Origin of the sequence: Haloarcula sp. CBA1131, from assembly GCF_008728975.1 — an archaeon.
Taxonomy (GTDB): Archaea; Halobacteriota; Halobacteria; order Halobacteriales; family Haloarculaceae; genus Haloarcula; species Haloarcula hispanica.
In genome coordinates, this window is the sequence record NZ_RPCY01000001.1 from 343,685 (window position 1) to 360,517 (window position 16,833).

Sequence of the window (16,833 nt, forward strand, 5' to 3'; positions counted from 1 at the left end):
TGGTCAGTCTGAGGGGAAAGACAGTTGCCCCGCGGCCTGCCAGTAGGCGTATGCGAATCGCCGTCCCCAACAAGGGCCGCCTGCACGAACCAAGCGAGGAACTGCTCGAACGGGCCGGCCTCCACCTGGTCGACGGGGCCGACCGCCAACTGCACGCCGACACCGTCGACCCGGACGTGACCGTCCTGTACGCCCGTGCCGCCGACATCCCCGAGTACGTCGCGGACGGCGCTGCCGACGTGGGTATCACCGGCCTCGACCAGGTCCGGGAGTCCGACACCGACGACCTCGTCGAACTCCGCGACCTCGATTTCGGCCGCTGTCGCCTCGTTCTGGCCGCGCCGGAGGACAGCGACATCGAGACCGTGTACGACTTCGAAGGGGGGCGCATCGCCACGGAGTTCCCCAAAATCACCCGGCGGTACTTCGACCGGGTCGATGTGGACGTGGACGTGACCGAGGTGTCCGGCGCGACGGAACTGACACCCCACGTCGACATCGCCGACGGCATCGTCGACATCACCTCGACCGGGACCACGCTCCGGATGAACCGGCTGGCCGTCGTCGACGAAGTCCTCGAAAGCTCTGTCCGCCTGTTCGCCCGCGAAGACACCGCTGACGACGAGAAGGTCCAGCAGGTCGACACCGCGCTCGGCTCCGTCCTCGCCGCCGAAGACAAACGCTATCTGATGATGAACGCCCCCGAGGACGCCCTCGACGACGTGGAAGACGTGCTTCCGGGCATGGGCGGCCCCACGGTGATGGACATCGCCGGCTCCGACCAGCTCGCCGTTCACGCCGTCGTCGAGGAGCGCGCCGTCTTCGAGACGATTAGCTCGCTCAAAGACGTGGGCGCAAGTGACATACTGGTGACAGAGATAGAGCGGCTGGTCGAATAGCCGTTTTGCTCGTGCTGTTTCTCACGCGCTCACGGAGCGTACTCGACTTTGATACACTCATCGGCGTCGACCGTGACGAGAGACTCGCTGAACCGAAACGAGATAGAATCGGTTTCGGGCGTCTCACGTTTGCTGTCCTGTCTGAACAAGTCATTCAGTGATTCGGGATTGACAACGCCGTACAGTGAGGGGAGCGCTCGTGGATGGCAATCCTCAGCGATACTCACAGCCAGGACGACCGCTTCGCTTACCGATTCAGCGGAACGAACCTCGCGTTTAATCATACTAATCCTATAATTCAAAATATCTAATTAGTTCTGGTTTTCACGTTCTGCATGTTGTTTATTATCCGGGTGAAACATCGGACAGCCCGCCAACAAGGACTCAACGGGGGTTACACGAAGCTGAAGATGTTGTTCAGCGCGAACCCGAGGACGGCTGCGAAGGCCAGGTGCAGCGCCACGAGCGGGGCTGTCGAGCGGGTCGAGAGCCGGTACGTGGTACTAATCGCGATACCGTCGGCCAGCATTGTGAGCACGAGGACGACCAGCACGCCCAGATCTGCTGAGACGATTCCGGACTCGACCCCCCAGCGCTGGAGGATCAGCGAGACGACCGCCGGTGCGGTGGCGGCTTTGGCCGCGAGCTGGCTGGGCACGTCGCCAATGAAAAACGTCGCGGCCAGGTGGAGCGTGACGGCGTAGAAGAGCCAGGTGACGAGAACGGTAACGAGGACGGCGAGGATACCGCCACCGGTCAGGCTAGAGAACCCGGACTGGAGCATACTCGAGGTTCGGCGGCCGCTCGCTTGTGCGTTTTGTTCCCGGGCGCGACCGGCACGCTCATAGCCGCTCGGCCACACCGCTCGGGCGTGTACGTCCTCGAACTCGGCGGGCAGGACGACGCGTTCGCGCGGCGGGAGGCAGCAAGCGCCGCGAGCGCCGTCGACACCCTCGCGCCCGGACTAGCGACGGCACGGGGCATCAGCGACCGCGTTCGCCACCTCGCGTTCACCCACCGGGCCTGTGACCTGATCGGAACCGCGGACCCCGACATCGAAAGCGCCGCCGCGCTGCTGTCGGCTGCGACCATCGACCGCAAGGGGAGCGTCGCCGTGCGAGCGGTTGACGTGCGAGCGAGCACTGGCATCGACACACAACAGGCTGAGCGGACGCTGGGCGGGGTGCTGACCGATCGCGGCTTTGCCGTTGACCTCGACGACCCCGACCACGTCCTCTACGCCTATCTCTCGGACCCGGCTGGCGACGAGGAGGGCGGGACCGGCGAGGCCTGCTGTGCGGTGGGCTGGCTCGCCACCGAGAGCGTCCGTGATTTCGGGGGGCGTCAGCCGACGGACCGGCCGTTCTTCCAGCCCGGCAGCATGGACCCGCTCGAAGCCCGCGCGCTGGTCAACATCGCCGGAGCAGGTCCGGAGGCAACGATACTGGACCCGATGTGTGGCACCGGCGGCCTCCTGCTGGAGGCGGGCCTTGTCGGGGCCGACGTGGTCGGCGGCGACGCACAGGAAAAGATGGTCTCGGGGACGCGCGAGAACCTGAGCTACGCGCTCGACGGCAACGGCCATCCCAACAGGGACGCCTATCCCGACCCGGGCGACTGGGGGGTGTTCCGCTCCGATGCGTCCAAACTACCGGTTGCCGACGACGCCGTCGACGCCGTCGTCTTCGACGCCCCCTACGGCCGCCAGTCCCGTATCGAGGGCGAACTCGCCCCCCTCGTTTCCGGTGCACTCGGCGAAGCCGACCGCGTCACAGGACGGTGCGTGCTGGTCGCCGACCGCGACTGGCGCGAGGCAGGGACCGGCGCAGGCTGGACTGTCACCGACTACTTCCAGCGGCGAGTCCACCGTTCACTTGTCAGACACGTCCACGTTCTTGAGTGAACATACGTCCACCTTCTCTGGACATGCGTTGTTATTTATTGCGGTATGAGCAAGGTTTATGCCATGACAAATGCTAATTAGTACCAAGTATGCCGACGTGGTCAGACCCCGCCCCGTGCGACGACGACGAACAGTTATTCGAATGCCCGGACTGCGGAAAGCGCCTCTGTAGCGAGCGCTCGACAGTCACCTGCGACCGCTGTGAAACAGATATGCAGAACCTCAGCGTTCCACGGCCGGAATAAGACCAGTCGCGTCCCGTTTTCTCGCCGGTTACTCCGACACGAGCGCAATCGCCCGCTCGGCGTCACCGTCCATCCGCTCCAGCAGCGACCGGACCCGGTCCCGGGCTTCGGCGTCACAGTCTGCCAGCACCATCCCTTCGTCCGGCTGGCCGTACACGACGCTGGCACCGGCAGGTGCGGCGAGCACTGCGGGGAGCGTGGCGAGGTCCTCCTCGCCGTCGACATCGAGAAGTGTCGTCTCGCCGCTGTCGATACCGTCCCTGAGCGCAGCAAGCAGTTCGGCGGTGAGCGTCGCGGCCGGGTTTGACACGTCTCGCTTCCGGTCAAACCCGTCGATAGCCGCCGACACGTCCGCGTCGACGGCCGAGCGCTTGGTCCGTTCGTCGACCAGCGCGAGGTCGGGCACCCGTCCGGCCTCGATGAGGTGGTACGTGACCATATCGCCAACGGCGATGATGGGGTCACCGGCGTCGGCCAGCAGCGCCGCTGTATCGGTATAAATCCGTCCGAGCGGCTCTTTCAGCTCGTGCCGCAAGTCACTCGGGAGTTCGAGAACGACGTCGGACACGTTAGCGGACTTTCAGCGCGTACTTGCCCGGCTCGGTCACTTCCATCTCCTCAGCGATGTCGGAGCGCTCCGGGTGGGCGATGACGACGTAGCCGGCCCAGTCCTCGGTCAGTGCGGTGCCGCCGCAGGCCTCACACTGGCTTTCGATCTCCGCGCTCTGGACGCGGTGACAGTCGCGACAGACGAGTCGGTCCGCCATCAGCTATCACCGGCTTCCGCCGTGCCTTCGCGGCGCTCGCGCTCCTCCTGAAGCCAGCCGTGCTTGCCCAGGCCGACCTGTTTCGCCGTCAGACCGATTTTGGAGTCGCGGGGGTTGCGCTCGTCGATGCTCTTGGTGACGATACGCGCCCGGACGGCGTCGCCGACGGTGAGCGTCCGGTTGGACTCCCGTGAGGCGAGTTGCTGGTTCTCCTCGTCGTAGGCCAGATACTCGTCGGAGATCTGAGAGACGTGCAGCAGGCCGTCGACCGGCCCGATGCCGATGAAGGCCCCGAAGTTGACGACCTCGACGACCTCGCCGTCGACCACTTCCTGCATCTGTGGGTCGAACGTGAGGGCGTCGAACTCGGCCTCGTAGTAGACGCCGGGCTTGTTCGGCAGCACGGCACCGGTGCCGATGTCGTGGACCTCGATGACGGAGACGACGCTGCCGACGTCTTCGTCCATTCGTCCTTCGAGCTTCTCTTGCAGGAGCCGTTTGACCAGCCCCGGACTGACCTCCGCCAGAAAGCGTGGCGGGACTTCGACCGTATCGCGTAGGCGTACCCGTTTATACATGTGTTATGGTTGAGTGATACCCAGTTTGTTCCGGCCCCTTAAACTAATTACTGGAACGCCCGCGTCCAGCAGGCGTCGTTTGAGGGGGTGTCGTTCGTGACCGCGTGTGTCGCATCGTCTGCCTGTGCCAGTTCGAGGACGGCGTCGTCCGCGTAGTCCGCCGTCGTCTCCCGAACCGTACACCGGTCGAGCAGGTCCTGCCCGACCGAGGCGGCCGTCGCTTCCGCACCGGCCCCGTCGGCCAGTTTCGCCAGTTCGTCGCGGACGGCAGCGGGCGCGACGTAGTCCGTCGCGTCCGGCAGCACCCTATCGAGTTCCTCGAACAGCCGTACGTTGCATTCGACCGGCATCATCAGTGCGTTCGTGTCCAGCACAATCATCACCGCAGCGTGCCGACACCGATGAGCCGCCACCGAGCGCCGACACGGCGGTTGATGGCGATCTTCGAGCCCGAGGCCGCACAGACCGGGCGCTTGAGCGCGACTTCACATTCCTCGTCGCGCGCGCTTGTGACCGAACCGACTGTGGTGGCGGTACCGATAGTCAGCATCAGCGGTTCGCCGGTCGAAATCTCGTCGACTTCGCCGCCGTCGTCGCCGACGATGCGTTCCAGCAGGTCCACGTCCATCGTGAACGTCTCGTGGACCGGCGGGAGGCTGCCGGGCGGGCCGGCGACCTGGCCGGCGAGGGCGTCGCCCTTCGTGATGGCGGGATCGAGACCGGTCCCGACGCCGAGCAGGCCGCCCGGCGTGACCGTGTCCACGAAGTCGCCGCCGGACTGGAGCGAGCGGACCGTCGTCGTCACGGGCTGCCACTCCGTCTGGCCGCCTTCCTCGACCTCGCGGCCGGGACGGAGTTCGATCTCGTCGTCGGCGTCCAGTTGGCCGCCAACGAGCGACCCGCCAAGCACGCCGCCCATCAGGTCGTCCCAGGTTGTACCGGGACGGTTGATGTCGAACGAGCGTGCGACCATCATGCGGGCGTCCTCGTCCGGGTCCCGTTCCGGCGTCGGAATCTCAGACTGGACAGCCTCGATAAGCAGGTCGATGTTGGCCTCCTGGCCCGCGCTGATGGGGACAACCGGTGCGCCTTCGGCGACGGTGCCCTCGACGAACTCCTGAATCTGCTCGTAGTTCTGCATCGCCCGCTCCTCGTCGACAAGGTCAACCTTGTTCTGGGCGATGACGATATTGTCGATACCGATGATATCGAGCGCGCTCAGGTGCTCCTCGGTCTGGGCCTGCGGGACGGGCTCGGTCGCCGAGATGACGAGAACGGCCCCGTCCATGATGGCCGCGCCGGACAGCATGGTGGCCATCAGCGTCTCGTGCCCGGGCGCGTCCACGAACGACACCGTCCGGAGGTGGTCGGTGTCGACGTCGTGGTCGTCGCAGTGCTCGTCGACGGTAAAGGCCTCCGGCTCCTCGGCCTCCGGGCAGCGACGGAACGTCGCGTCGGCGTAGCCGAGTCGGATAGAGATACCGCGCTTCATCTCCTCGGAGTGCTGGTCGGTCCATTCGCCGGACAGTGCCTGTACGAGCGTCGTCTTTCCGTGGTCGACGTGCCCGACGAGTCCGATGTTCACCTCCGGTTGTTTGTTCGATGTCATTTCGAGAGTAATCTTGGTGGAGTTTCGCCGCGTGCAACTGATAAACCTACTGTTTGCGCCCGGAGCACCCCCGCCGAACCCGGTTCAATCGCCGGTCTGGTCTCTGCTGACGGCGGCAACGTCACCATATTGCTCGGTATCGCCCTCGATATAGCGACGCGACCCCTGTCGGTTGGTGCGAGCGACAAGCTGTACGAGTCGGATGTCACGCCGGCAATCGCCGTTGCGATAGCTCCGGTTTGGTGAGTGAGAGTCCGCCGCTGAGGTGAGTGCGGCTACAGCCCGCTCTCGTCAGCAGTGTTACGTAACTGTGTTTCTGTGAACGCTTTTGTTCCCACGGGGACAAGTTCACGCACGATGCGAGTCGATGAGTCCCCCGAAACTGATGCCGACATCGACCCGGCGACGGCGTTCTCGGTCATCGCGAGCGAGACGCGTCTGGACATCCTAGAGGCGCTGTGGCGCGCTGAGGACCGGCCGGTTCGCTTCTCGGAACTGTTCGATGCCGTAGAACTGGCCGACAGCGGGCAGTTCAACTATCACCTGCAGGAGCTCACCGGCCAGTTCGTCAGCCAGGGAGCGGACGGATACGACCTCCGGCACGCCGGGGCGCAGGTCATCCGCGCGGTGCGGGCAGGAACGTTCACGCGGACACCCGACATCGACCCGTTCCCGGTGACCGGGGCCTGTACGCGGTGTGGCGGCGGTCTGCTGGCCGAGTACGCCGACGAGCAGTTCGCCATCGACTGCGAGGACTGCGGGAAGGCCCACGGCGAGTACCCGTTCCCGCCGGGCGGTCTGGTCGACCGGACGCCGGCGGAAGTCGCGACGGCCTTCGCCGAGCGGGTGCGCCACCTCCACTGTCTGGCCGCTGACGGCGTCTGCCCCGACTGCGCCGGGCGGATGGAGACGGAGATATCTCGCGATGGCGACTGCTGTCTCGACGTGTCGGTCCGCGCCGAGTTCGTCTGTGAACAGTGTCGACACGAACTCTGTTCGCCCGTCGGGCTGACACTACTGGACGACTCCCGCGTCGCGGCGTTCTACGACGACCACGGCGTCGACCTGTCGAGTCGCCCCTACTGGACGCTCCCCTGGTGTGTCGACGACCAGTACACGACCGTCGAAGGCACCGACCCGTGGCGGCTCGCGGTCCGGATTCCGCTGGCCGAGGCGGAACTGACCGCCTATCTGGACAGGGACCTCCAGCCAGTCGAGTTCGAGCGGCAGGCCTGCGGGCACTGAGCCGATTCGCCGGATATACGGTCGGGGCTGTGCCCAGCGAGCTATTTTCCCGCTGACTGAAATCGTCTGCAGGAGAGCGCCGGTACGCGCCTCCTGCAGAAATATCATTCAGATTATGCTTATCGCGTTTCTGGACCATCGTTTCACTGTAATGTACCAGCCTGCACCGTACACCGACCCCGAACTGTATAGACCGACGTATCCGCCGCTGACCGTTCGTTCCCTCCTCGGAGTGCTGACTGTGTATCTCGGCCTTCTGGCGATACTCTCACTGAGTCCACTTCTCGGACTGGCGGCGCTGGCCTGTCTCTTCGTCGCTAGGCGGTAACCGGGCGCGGGGCTTTTGCCCGTCCCAGCCCTCCGTCCGGTCGTGCGGGAGTTCGACTTCGAACTGGCGCTGTGTGCCCACCTCGAACGCGAGGGCCGTCTAGTGAGCCGCCAACTCGGTGGCGCGGTCCACGGCCGGCGCGTCCTCGACACTGTCGTCGTCAAGCCGGGGCCCGAGTTCGATGAGCGGGCGGCCATCACTCCCGAACGGTTGCCGACAGCGGCCATCGAAAGCAACGTCGGGCCGGGCCGGGCGCGGTACTGGAAAGACGCCTTCGACTGCCACCCCGACCGCGCCGAACGGGCCGTCGAACTGGCGGCCGAGCGTGGATTCTTCGAGCGCGAGCGCCGCGGCGGCCGGACGTACGTCCGACAAACGACGCGGTACCCCGACTGGTTCGACGGAATCGTCGCCATCGAAAACAAGCCGGACCTCGGGCGGCCCGGCGACCTGGAATCCCAGTTGCGGACCGACGTGTCGCTCGCGCTCGCCGACCGCGTCGTACTGGCGACGGCCTCTTACGTCACCGGCGCGCACCTCAACCGGATTCCCGAGGAAGTCGGCGTCTGGCGGTTCGACCCCGACAGCGGAACCATAGACGTCCGTCGGGAGGCGACACCACTGCCGACCGACGATGCCGGCGTCGAACTGCTGGAGGAGGGGCCGGTCCGGACGGACGTGCGGATCGTCGATTCCGCTGAAAAGGCCCGTGCCCGTCGAAAACTGGCCGAGCGAGCCTACGGCAAGGGGTGGCGGAGTTTCGACTACCCGACGTGTGAGCGCTGTTCGCCCGACAGCGACGGGATTCCGTACTGTCAGTGGAAAGGGCGCGCTGTCCGCGAAAGCGACGACTGCGGCCCGGACTGTGGTGGGTACGAGGCAGCCGACCCGCCGGCCGTCGACGGCGACTCACTCCGGGCCGAGCGGACGCCGTGGCGGGCAGACCCCGACGGGCGCAGGCGTCGCCAGTCGGGACTGGATCGGTTCGGATAGCCACGAGAAGTTGTCACCGCTACCGGGTGTCGTCGCTTGACGGCGCGTTATCGGGCGGGACGCCGCCGTCGCCGGCTGTCGGACGGCCGTGCTGTTCGTAGTTGTCTTCTGTCACTTCGGGGGCCTCAGTTGCGACCTGCGCCGCGTGTTTCGTTCTGGCCTGATAGTTTGCCGCGGCCGCGATACCAATACAGGCCACCAGTCCCACCACCAGCACCCAGTCGATACCACCCACGAGGCCCTGCTGGGCGGCGGTTGCGAGGACACCGCCGGCCAGCGACAGCCCACCGACCTCCGCGATGCCGCGCCTGTCCATATAGCGGCATTATCCGCCAGTACCTATAAGCTACGCCCTGTTTCACGGGTAGTGTTTAGTTTGGAGCATTGTGCCAGCGAGCGAAACTCTGGAGCCAATTTTCAGCTGTCTTCGGTTCGACGTGACTGAAACAGTTTGAAAACGAAGAAGTTCGTCGTTTTACTTCTCGGAAGACACGTTCGACAGCATTCCGATTTCCGTGGCGTTCTGTCTGAAATCGGAGCCCGAATCGTTGCAGTGCAGCTCGGAGATGTTTCGCGCCATCGACGAGAAAAACGGCGGTTTCGACGTCATGTTTTTGCTGCAATTCTTTGAGAAATATCTCGGTAAGAGCGGTTGTAGTAGTCGAAAACAACCGCAAATGGAGAATTTCGTTTGTCTGTGGATTTGCAGCGGCGTACAGCCAGAACTGCTGGTTGTTGATTCGAATCACCGTTTCGTCGACCGCAACCTGATTCGGTGATTTACCGCTGACTGGCTGTAGATCGGCTTTCTGTACCCAATCGTGGATAGCTTTTCGAGAGCGTTTGACACCCAAAATATCAAGAATAGATATGGTATTCGAAAGTGATAGTCCAGCCATATGCATCTGAATACCGAGCTTCATCGCACGCTCGGGTGTCCGCTTGCGCTCCACAAAATCCAAATCAATCCAGTCTCTACTACCGCTGAGGCGGGCGATTTCTGGCATGAACCACCAAGAAATTCTCCCGCCTCACTTTTGATGCTTAACTAAACACGACCGTTTCACGGAGCCGAACGGCCATTAGAGCGTGAACCGCTCGCCGTCGAGACCGATGTCATCGGCGAAGGCCCTGTCCGCGGGGACGTAATGTGCAGTGTGGACGATGCGGTAGTCGTCGGCCTCGATGTCGGCGGCGAAGTCCCGCGCGCCGGGCAAGGTCATGTGTTTCGTGCCGAACGTCCGCGGGACGCCATCCTCGTCGTGGTGCGTGCCGCCCTTGGGGTGGTACTCGCAGGCCTCCGGGTGAACGATGCCCTCAACGAGCGCGAGGTCGGCCCCGGTCAGCACTGATTTCGAGCGGTCGGGCACGTCGTAGCAGGTGTCGCCGGAGATCGACAGCACCGCGCCGGTCTGTGGTTCCTCGATTCGCAGGCCGTAGCACAGCAGCGGCGGGTGCGTGACCGGGACGAGCGTCACCTCGAAGCCGGCGACGATGAACGGCTCGAACGGCGTCTGTGCGTGGACAGACACCGTATCGAGGTAGTCATAGCGGCTCCGGACGCCCTCTGCGACACTCTCGCCCGTGACCGGGTCTGTCTCGTCGGCGGCGTGGACCGGCAGCTCGTCGAACAGGCGATAGGCGTTCCCGAGACCGTCGAGATGGTCGAAGTGGACGTGGGTGACGATAGCCGCGTCCGGCAGCGGGACCGACTCGCGGAGGAACTGGTGGCGGAAATCGGGGCTCAGATCGATCAGCAGCGACTCGCCGGTTTCGTCGTTCGCCACGGCGACGGAGAAGCGCGACCGCTCGATGCCGTCCGTGGGGTCGATGCCGCGCTCGCGAGCGCGAGTCCGGAGTTCCTCGTCGGGGTCGCGCGCCCGTTCGCACGTCTCGCAGTCGCACTGGACGGTGGGCGTCCCCGTCGTGTCGCCGGTCCCAAGCAGCGTGACCTCCATTACCGTCCCTTCGGAGGGCGACCCGCCTAAGCCCCTCGCTTTCGTTACTGGGTGTCAGCCAGGTCCGCCGGGTCGACCCCCTGTCGCTCCAGCGTCGCCGCCAGCAGGGACTGTGCGCGCTCGTCGGAGAGATCGTCGAACAGGCAGTCGAGGAACCCTTCGAGCAATGCCGGTCGGATGCGCAGGTCGACGTACTCGACCTGCTTTTCGGCGATAACTACGTCTACATCCCACTCGCCTTCATCGGGGTCAGTCATGCGAACGTCGACCCACGATTCCGCGGGGTCGTCTGTCTCGGTGAACACGTCGTCGTCAGCCATGGCTACAGGGAATGGTTCCTGTACTGATAAGTAAATCGCTCATAACGACGGCCAGAGCCGGCGCTCGAACGGGTGATCCGCCGCTCAGTGGTCGTGATCGTGGTCGTGGTCGCTGCCGCCGTCGCCGGAGAAGCCGCCGCTCCCGGCGACCAGCGCGTCGGCGTCGCCGTCCATCATGTCCATGTTCTTGAGGTTGTCCCGCTCCTCGAAGTCGATGATGGCGTCTTCAAGGTCCTGCTGCGTGAGCGTGGTCCGCTCCTCGGTCAGGGCGTTGAGGACAGCCTCACGGAGCACGAGCCGGAGGTCGCTCCCGGTCAGTCCCTCGGTTAGCTCCGCCAGCGTCTCGGGGTCGAAGTCGTCGATCTCCATCTGCTGGGTGACGATACGGAGGATATCCGCGCGCATCCCGTGGTCCGGCTTGGGGAAGTTCACGATCTCGTCGAAGCGCCGCCAGGCGGCGGCGTCGAGCTGGTCCGGGTGGTTCGTCGCGCCGATGAGCAGCACCTCGTCCTGAATCAAGGATATCTCGTCGATGCTCTTGAGCAGGGTGTTGACGGCGCGCTTGATGGCGGCGTGTTCGTCGGAGGACCGGGTCTTGGCGACGAAGTCGAACTCGTCCATGAAGAGGATACACGGCGAGAGCCGCTTGGCGACCTCGAACACCTTCTCGACGTTCTTGGCCGTCTCGCCGAGGTACTGGCTGGTAATCATCGACAGCTTCACTTCGACGAACGGGAGGTCGAGGTCGTGGGCCAGCGCCCGGGCGACGCTGGTCTTGCCGGTCCCCGGCGGACCGACGAACAGCAGTTTCCCGATCTCTCGCAGGCCGATGCGGGCGAGGTAGTCGCGGTGCTCGATGGCTTTGACGATTTTCTGTATCTCGTCTTCCTGGTCGGTGGTCAACACCAGGTCGGCCAGGGTCATCTCCACCTCTTCGGGGGCGCGAACGTCCACGAGGTCCAGCATCTCCTCGTCGTCCTCGTCGTCGGTGTCGAACGCCTCCTCCAGTTTGGCGTCGATGAACGCGCGGTCGGCGCGCGACGGTCGGTTCTGCTCGCGGGCCCGCTCGTAGTCAGCGCCCTCGACCTGGTCCTCGAAGGCTTTCGCCAGGACCGGATTGTCTTCGAGGGCCGCGGCATCGACCCGTTCGAGGAACCACTCCTCGGCGAGGTCGCGGTCCGTCATGGAGATGCTCCCCGAGAAGTCGTCGCGGTCGGTAAACATCAGGCCGGAGATGGCCGCCCAGGGCCGCTCGACGCCGGTGGCCTCGCTCGCGGTCGTGTTGGTGACCGACAGGGGCCGTTCGATCTCGCCGTCGCTCCAGAAGACGGACCGGTACGAGGCCGGCAGGTCGTCCGGTTCGAGGTCCCGCCGCTCGCTGTAGATAGTGGCCGTCAGCAGAAACTCAACGACATCCAGTTCCGGATTGCTCATTCCCACTGATGTTACCACGCAACCGGTATAAGTCACTCGAAGCCCCGGTGTCCGACACCAAGGTAATATACCCCCTCTGTGTACTCCCAACGTGGCAACTGATAACACATTAATCAGCGTGTATCGGAACCGCATCGGCGAGCCGACGACCGACGACGAGGCCTACGGCTACTGGCTGTTCGTCATCGGCATCGTGCTCGGTATCGTCGGCCTCCTTCTGTTTTACCTGACAGCATCGCGGAGCACGCCCCGGCAGTTCGGCTATCTGCTGGGAGCTATCGGGCTCATACTGCTGTTTGCGGGACCGACAATCAGACTGCCGCTGACACGGCGTGGGCTGATACTCACCTATCTCGGTGCCGTAATCGGACTGGTCGCGATGGTGTGGTTCACCACGTTCTATCCATCGAACTGGACCGGCCCCGAGGGGAACCCGGCGGTGACGCTGTACATCGTCGGCCTCGGCCTGATGGCGGTCGGCGCGGTTGTCTCCCCGCTGCTGACCGGGCGGAAGGAAGCATACGACGAGGCCGTGCGGACGGCACAGGAAGCGACGGAGTCCGCCAAACGGTCCTCAGATGAAGCAGAGCGAGCGTCCAAGGAGACCGAGCAGGCCTCTCAGACGGCCAGCGAGCAGTCTCAAATCGCTGAGCAGGCGGCCCGCGAGCGCAACAGGTTGGCCGAGAAGTTGGCGACCAGCGAGGCCGCCCGCGAGGAGATGGCGACGGTCACAGAAGCTACCGAGGCGGAACTCGCCGCGGCCCACGCCACCATCGCGGCTGCGATGGACAGCAAGGCGACGTTCGAACTGTACGAGGACTCGGCGGGCAAGTACCGCTGGCGGCTCCGCCATCGGAACTCGAACATCATCGCCGACAGCGCACAGGGCTATTCGTCGCGCCAGAAGGCGATGCAGGGGCTCCGCAGCGTCCAGTCCAACGCCGCCGGCGGAGCCGTCGTCTTCTTCGAGGACGCGACCGAGGACGACACCGCCGAGGACGTGCCGGTCGTGCCGGCCCCCGAAAGCGACGCGACGTTCGAACTGTTCGAGGATTCGGCCGGGGAGTTCCGCTGGCGCTTGCGCCACGACAACGGCAACATCCTTGCCGACAGCGGCGAGGGGTACGCCTCGAAGTCGAACGTTCGACGGGCGCTGGAGAGCGTCCGCGCGTACGTCCCCGGTGCGGCCTATCTCAAGATCGACCCCGTGGCGTACGAGGTGTACGCCGACGCCGCCGGGGAGTTCCGCTGGCGCTTGCTCCACCGCAACGGCAACATTCTCGCCGACAGCGGCGAGGGGTACAGTTCCCGGTCGAACGCCCGGCGGGCGGCCCGCCGCGTCGGCGAACTCGCGCCCGACTCCGAGGTCGACGACGGCTTCGAGGTGTATCAGGACAACGCCGAGGAGTGGCGCTGGCGGTTGCGTGCGGCCAACGGCGAACTCGTCGCCGACTCCGGCGAGGGGTACGCAAATCGGTCGAAAGCCATGGATGCCGTCGAGCGGGTCCAGTCCTACGCCGCCGACGCCGACCTGCTGGAGATCGGGAGCGCGGCCTTCGAGGTGTACGAGGACAGAGGCGAGGAGTGGCGCTGGCGACTCCGCCACCGCAACGGCGAAATCATCGCTGACTCCGGCGAGGGGTACGCCGAGCGCAACAAAGCCGTCGCCGCCATCGAGCGAATCAAGCGCCACGCCCCCGGTGCAACACAGGAAGGGTAGCGGCGACCGAGACGCCCGGGCGGGCAATTCTCCGTAGCGAAGAATAGCCGAATTAATTAAACAGGTTTCAGTTGAAGTTACACCTATATGACAATAGATACCCTCGAAGCGGCCGGACTCACGCGCATGGACGACAGCAACATCGCGGCGTTTCTGTCGAACCAGCGGGTCGGCGTGCTGGGCCTGCCGACCGGGAACGGACCGTACATGATTCCCCTGTCGTTCGGGTACGACGGTGACCGGTCGCTGTATTTCACCTTCATCGGTGGGTCGGCAAGTCGTAAACAACAGTTGACCGAGGCGGCAGCGGACGCGGCCGTGCTCGTGTACAAGGTCGAATCGATGTTCCACTGGGAGAGCGTCCTGCTGCAGGGCGGCATCGAGGCCGTCCCCGAGTCCGAGTGGGACGAACTCGCAGACGTGCTCGATACGGCGTGGCGGCCGGAACTGCTCGAGGACGCTATCGAGGACGGCGACATCGCAGTCTATCGGTTCCACATCGACGAGAAGGAGGGGCTCAGACACGCCGGTCTGCCGCCGGCGTTCGAACAGGAGTGAGCCCACTGTCCGACTGTTTCGGGGAGCGGTTGGCCCGGTCGGAGACAACGGTTCCCCCACTGTGTAGAGTTTGTCAGGTTTTAACACAGGCCGAGACGTTCCGTTGTCCATGCCCACACCTGTCATCGTGGATGCAGTCAGAACGCCACAGGGAAAGGAGGACGGCGCACTCGCCGGCGTCCGGAGCGAAGACCTCTCTGTGCCGCTTATCAACCAGTTGCTCGCGTCGACCGGCGTCGAGGCCGAGGACGTTGACGACCTGCTGTGGGGCTGTGCCCAGCAGCGCGGGGAACAGGGCAACAACATGGCTCGCGTCATCGCGCTGTTGTCGGACCTCGGCGAGAGCGTCCCCGCATCGACCATCAACCGCTGGTGTGCGTCTTCCGCCGAAGCGCTGATGCGGGCCGCCGACGCCATCGCGGCCGGCCAGCGCGACGTGCTCATCGCCGGCGGCGTCGAGTCGATGTCCCGCGTGCAGATGGACGAGAACACCCACAACGTCCATCCGCGACTGGCCGAGCACTACAATATCGGCGAGCTTCAGATGGGAATGACCGCCGAGAAGGTCGCCAGCGAGATGGAGGTCGCCCGACAGGAACAGGACGAGTACGCGCTCCGGAGCCACCAGCGCGCCGCCGACGCGACGGAGTCCGGTCGCTTCGACGACGAAATCGTCCCAATCGATACCGAGGACGGCCAGCTCGAAGCAGACGAGGGTATCCGCCCGGACACCACGCTCGAAAAGCTGTCCCAGCTACCGACAGTGTTCAAGTCGGACGGGTCAGTCACACCCGGCAACGCCTCGCAGGTTTCCGACGGCGCGGCGGGGCTGATGGTCACGTCGCGCGAGTTCGCAGAAGACCGCGGGCTCGACATCCTGGCGGAGATCGGTTCCCACGAAGTCGCCGGCGTCGACCCGACCGTGATGGGTATCGGCCCGGTCCCCGCTGTCCGGAAACTCACCGAGCGCACCGACCGTGAGACGGACGACTACGACCTGGTGGAACTCAACGAGGCCTTCGCCTCCCAGTGCCTGTACTGCCAGCGCGAACTCGGCTTCGACGACGACATCTACAACGTCAACGGCGGCGCAATCGCCATCGGCCACCCGCTCGGGGCCTCCGGCGCGCGCCTTCCGGTGACGCTCGTCCACGAGATGAACCGCCGCGACGCGGAGCTCGGCCTGGCGACGGAGTGTGTCGGCTTCGGCCAGGGTGCGGCAATCGAGTTCCGACTGCCCTGACTGGGTGCTATCGGCACAGTTTCGGGATTTTACCGCAGTACGTCGTTTTCGAGTGCGTTATTTGCGAACGTCGAGGCGCTCGCGCGAGCGAGAGTCGAGAGAAGACAGTCGCTAATCGGCAGCCACGTCGCCGGCTGTCGCCGCCTCGGCGGGACTCGTCAGTGAGTGGATGTAGTCGTCGAGGTCGAGCGCGAAGGTGGCGTCGGTCGGGAGATCGACCCACGAGAATTCGAACTCCGCGCCGCGCTCCTCGCCCGTGCCGGTGACAGTGTGCACCCAGTGATCACGGGACTCGTGGACGGGAAGGTGGTAGAACGACCGCACGTACCGCTTCGGGGGTGATTCACGACGCGTCCAGACGTCGGTGGCGATGTGTTGCAGGCGCTCGAAGGAGGCGAGACCGCTCTCCTCGACGGCTTCCCGTTGTACGGCGACCCGCGGTTTTTCGCCCGGTTCGACGGTTCCCTTCGGTATCTGTAGCCCGTCGTGGCCCGGTCCGTCGAACACCAGGAGTTCCGATCCGTTTCTGGTGATGTAGGCGCAGGCCTTCTTCACGTACGTCGCCCGCTGTGGTTGCATACTATCCGGTAGCGACAGCAGACATATAGTACTACCCACATATCTGCCTAAAATCATATTAGGACACCGGATGGCTGAGAAGAGGAGTGAGCGGGCGCAGTACGCCGGTAGCGGCGCACCACAGTACACTGACGCCGTCATTCTCGGTAGCGGATACGCACTGTGATGGTGGCAGTTCCGGGTAGTGAGAATTAATTTTAATCTAGATTGCGAGGATTAAAGTTGTGTCAACCATGAGGACTGTGTATGGACGGTCACATCACACCTGAGGAGTGGGAGCGAATCGAAGCGTTCGCACAGAAACCGAGCTACCTGCGTCGCCCGGAGCATCTACTCCCCGAAGAAGCCACGGAGGACGAAGAGAGCGTGGACGGAGCGGTCGCGGGCGACTGACAGGAAGCCGTGTTCTGTAGAACCGACCACACCTGACCCGTTGTTGTTCGTTCTCGGAGAC

At 64.5% G+C, this 16,833-nt stretch carries 22 protein-coding genes and 1 pseudogene; 10 read left to right on the forward strand and 13 right to left on the reverse strand.

Annotation, left to right across the window (positions count from 1 at the left end; translation table 11 throughout):
• Positions 1–50: 50 nt before the first annotated feature.
• On the forward strand, positions 51–899 hold the full coding sequence (gene hisG / locus Har1131_RS01785; protein WP_014039135.1) for an ATP phosphoribosyltransferase: 849 nt from the start codon (positions 51–53) through the stop codon (positions 897–899).
• Between the two features lie 29 nt (positions 900–928).
• Here the strand turns inward: hisG and Har1131_RS01790 are convergent, their stop codons facing one another.
• A complete protein-coding gene (locus Har1131_RS01790) occupies positions 929–1,183 on the reverse strand; it encodes a HalOD1 output domain-containing protein (RefSeq protein WP_014039134.1) in 255 nt (84 codons plus the stop codon).
• A gap of 110 nt (positions 1,184–1,293) precedes the next feature.
• Positions 1,294–1,683 (reverse strand): hypothetical protein, encoded by a 390-nt coding sequence (locus tag Har1131_RS01795; protein ID WP_050037345.1) that lies wholly within the window; start codon positions 1,681–1,683, stop codon positions 1,294–1,296.
• An 87-nt stretch (positions 1,684–1,770) separates the two neighbouring features.
• Between Har1131_RS01795 and Har1131_RS01800 the strand changes: the two genes are divergently transcribed.
• Both Har1131_RS01800 and Har1131_RS01805 read left to right on the forward strand, forming a co-directional pair.
• Positions 1,771–2,802: a TIGR01177 family methyltransferase gene (locus Har1131_RS01800; protein WP_151102752.1), complete on the forward strand. Its 1,032-nt coding sequence runs from the start codon at positions 1,771–1,773 to the stop codon at positions 2,800–2,802.
• Positions 2,803–2,891: 89 nt separating this feature from the next.
• A complete protein-coding gene (locus Har1131_RS01805) occupies positions 2,892–3,047 on the forward strand; it encodes a rubrerythrin-like domain-containing protein (RefSeq protein WP_151102751.1) in 156 nt (51 codons plus the stop codon).
• 28 nt (positions 3,048–3,075) lie between these two features.
• On the opposite strand, the gene Har1131_RS01810 is transcribed toward Har1131_RS01805, so the two are convergent.
• The 5 genes and pseudogenes from Har1131_RS01810 to Har1131_RS01830 all read right to left on the reverse strand — a co-directional run bounded on the left by Har1131_RS01810 (position 3,076) and on the right by Har1131_RS01830 (position 6,001).
• Positions 3,076–3,615, reverse strand: a complete 540-nt coding sequence (locus Har1131_RS01810; RefSeq protein ID WP_014039131.1) for a GTP-dependent dephospho-CoA kinase family protein — start codon at positions 3,613–3,615, stop codon at positions 3,076–3,078.
• Position 3,616: 1 nt separating this feature from the next.
• Positions 3,617–3,814, reverse strand: coding sequence for a transcription elongation factor subunit Spt4 (gene spt4 / locus Har1131_RS01815; protein ID WP_004960449.1), 198 nt, complete (start codon positions 3,812–3,814; stop codon positions 3,617–3,619).
• Positions 3,814–4,392: a DNA-directed RNA polymerase gene (locus Har1131_RS01820; RefSeq protein ID WP_004516007.1), complete on the reverse strand. Its 579-nt coding sequence runs from the start codon at positions 4,390–4,392 to the stop codon at positions 3,814–3,816. Before Har1131_RS01820 ends, spt4 begins: the two co-directional genes overlap by 1 nt.
• A 3-nt stretch (positions 4,393–4,395) precedes the next feature.
• A pseudogene (locus Har1131_RS01825) lies at positions 4,396–4,772 on the reverse strand (twitching motility protein PilT).
• Positions 4,772–6,001, reverse strand: coding sequence for a translation initiation factor IF-2 subunit gamma (locus tag Har1131_RS01830; RefSeq protein WP_023843057.1), 1,230 nt, complete (start codon positions 5,999–6,001; stop codon positions 4,772–4,774). The pseudogene Har1131_RS01825 and the gene Har1131_RS01830 overlap by 1 nt, the downstream one beginning before the upstream one ends.
• A gap of 357 nt (positions 6,002–6,358) precedes the next feature.
• On the opposite strand from Har1131_RS01830, the gene Har1131_RS01835 reads away from it, so the two are divergent.
• From Har1131_RS01835 to Har1131_RS01840, 3 genes are all read left to right on the forward strand, one after another.
• Positions 6,359–7,246 (forward strand): helix-turn-helix domain-containing protein, encoded by an 888-nt coding sequence (locus Har1131_RS01835; RefSeq protein ID WP_050037343.1) that lies wholly within the window; start codon positions 6,359–6,361, stop codon positions 7,244–7,246.
• Between the two features lie 151 nt (positions 7,247–7,397).
• Positions 7,398–7,574 (forward strand): hypothetical protein, encoded by a 177-nt coding sequence (locus tag Har1131_RS21575; protein WP_175055148.1) that lies wholly within the window; start codon positions 7,398–7,400, stop codon positions 7,572–7,574.
• A gap of 42 nt (positions 7,575–7,616) precedes the next feature.
• Positions 7,617–8,567: a DUF5787 family protein gene (locus tag Har1131_RS01840; protein ID WP_050037342.1), complete on the forward strand. Its 951-nt coding sequence runs from the start codon at positions 7,617–7,619 to the stop codon at positions 8,565–8,567.
• A gap of 19 nt (positions 8,568–8,586) precedes the next feature.
• Here Har1131_RS01840 and Har1131_RS01845 read toward each other — a convergent pair whose 3' ends face one another.
• The 5 genes from Har1131_RS01845 to Har1131_RS01865 all read right to left on the reverse strand — a co-directional run bounded on the left by Har1131_RS01845 (position 8,587) and on the right by Har1131_RS01865 (position 12,279).
• On the reverse strand, positions 8,587–8,883 hold the full coding sequence (locus Har1131_RS01845; protein WP_014039125.1) for a hypothetical protein: 297 nt from the start codon (positions 8,881–8,883) through the stop codon (positions 8,587–8,589).
• A gap of 55 nt (positions 8,884–8,938) precedes the next feature.
• Positions 8,939–9,574, reverse strand: coding sequence for an IS6 family transposase (locus Har1131_RS01850; RefSeq protein WP_151144778.1), 636 nt, complete (start codon positions 9,572–9,574; stop codon positions 8,939–8,941).
• A gap of 75 nt (positions 9,575–9,649) precedes the next feature.
• Positions 9,650–10,525 (reverse strand): MBL fold metallo-hydrolase, encoded by an 876-nt coding sequence (locus Har1131_RS01855; protein WP_050037341.1) that lies wholly within the window; start codon positions 10,523–10,525, stop codon positions 9,650–9,652.
• A 44-nt stretch (positions 10,526–10,569) separates the two neighbouring features.
• Positions 10,570–10,845, reverse strand: coding sequence for a hypothetical protein (locus Har1131_RS01860; RefSeq protein ID WP_050037340.1), 276 nt, complete (start codon positions 10,843–10,845; stop codon positions 10,570–10,572).
• 84 nt (positions 10,846–10,929) lie between these two features.
• Positions 10,930–12,279, reverse strand: a complete 1,350-nt coding sequence (locus tag Har1131_RS01865) for an ATP-binding protein (RefSeq protein WP_008307079.1) — start codon at positions 12,277–12,279, stop codon at positions 10,930–10,932.
• Between the two features lie 118 nt (positions 12,280–12,397).
• On the opposite strand from Har1131_RS01865, the gene Har1131_RS01870 reads away from it, so the two are divergent.
• The 3 genes from Har1131_RS01870 (at position 12,398) to Har1131_RS01880 (ending at position 15,800) form a co-directional block, all read left to right on the forward strand.
• Positions 12,398–13,999 carry an HVO_2922 family protein gene (locus Har1131_RS01870; protein ID WP_151147189.1) on the forward strand — a complete coding sequence of 534 codons (1,602 nt, stop codon included), beginning with the start codon at positions 12,398–12,400 and terminating at the stop codon, positions 13,997–13,999.
• 87 nt (positions 14,000–14,086) lie between these two features.
• A complete protein-coding gene (locus Har1131_RS01875; RefSeq protein WP_014039121.1) occupies positions 14,087–14,557 on the forward strand; it encodes a pyridoxamine 5'-phosphate oxidase family protein in 471 nt (156 codons plus the stop codon).
• A gap of 109 nt (positions 14,558–14,666) precedes the next feature.
• Positions 14,667–15,800, forward strand: coding sequence for a thiolase family protein (locus Har1131_RS01880; RefSeq protein WP_023843054.1), 1,134 nt, complete (start codon positions 14,667–14,669; stop codon positions 15,798–15,800).
• A 111-nt stretch (positions 15,801–15,911) separates the two neighbouring features.
• Here the strand turns inward: Har1131_RS01880 and Har1131_RS01885 are convergent, their stop codons facing one another.
• Entirely contained in the window at positions 15,912–16,379 is a 468-nt protein-coding gene (locus Har1131_RS01885; RefSeq protein ID WP_014039119.1) for an NUDIX domain-containing protein, read from the reverse strand.
• Between the two features lie 246 nt (positions 16,380–16,625).
• Here Har1131_RS01885 and Har1131_RS21580 point away from each other — a divergent pair, with 246 nt between their 5' ends.
• Positions 16,626–16,772: a hypothetical protein gene (locus Har1131_RS21580; protein WP_008307084.1), complete on the forward strand. Its 147-nt coding sequence runs from the start codon at positions 16,626–16,628 to the stop codon at positions 16,770–16,772.
• The last annotated feature ends 61 nt before the right edge of the window (positions 16,773–16,833 follow it).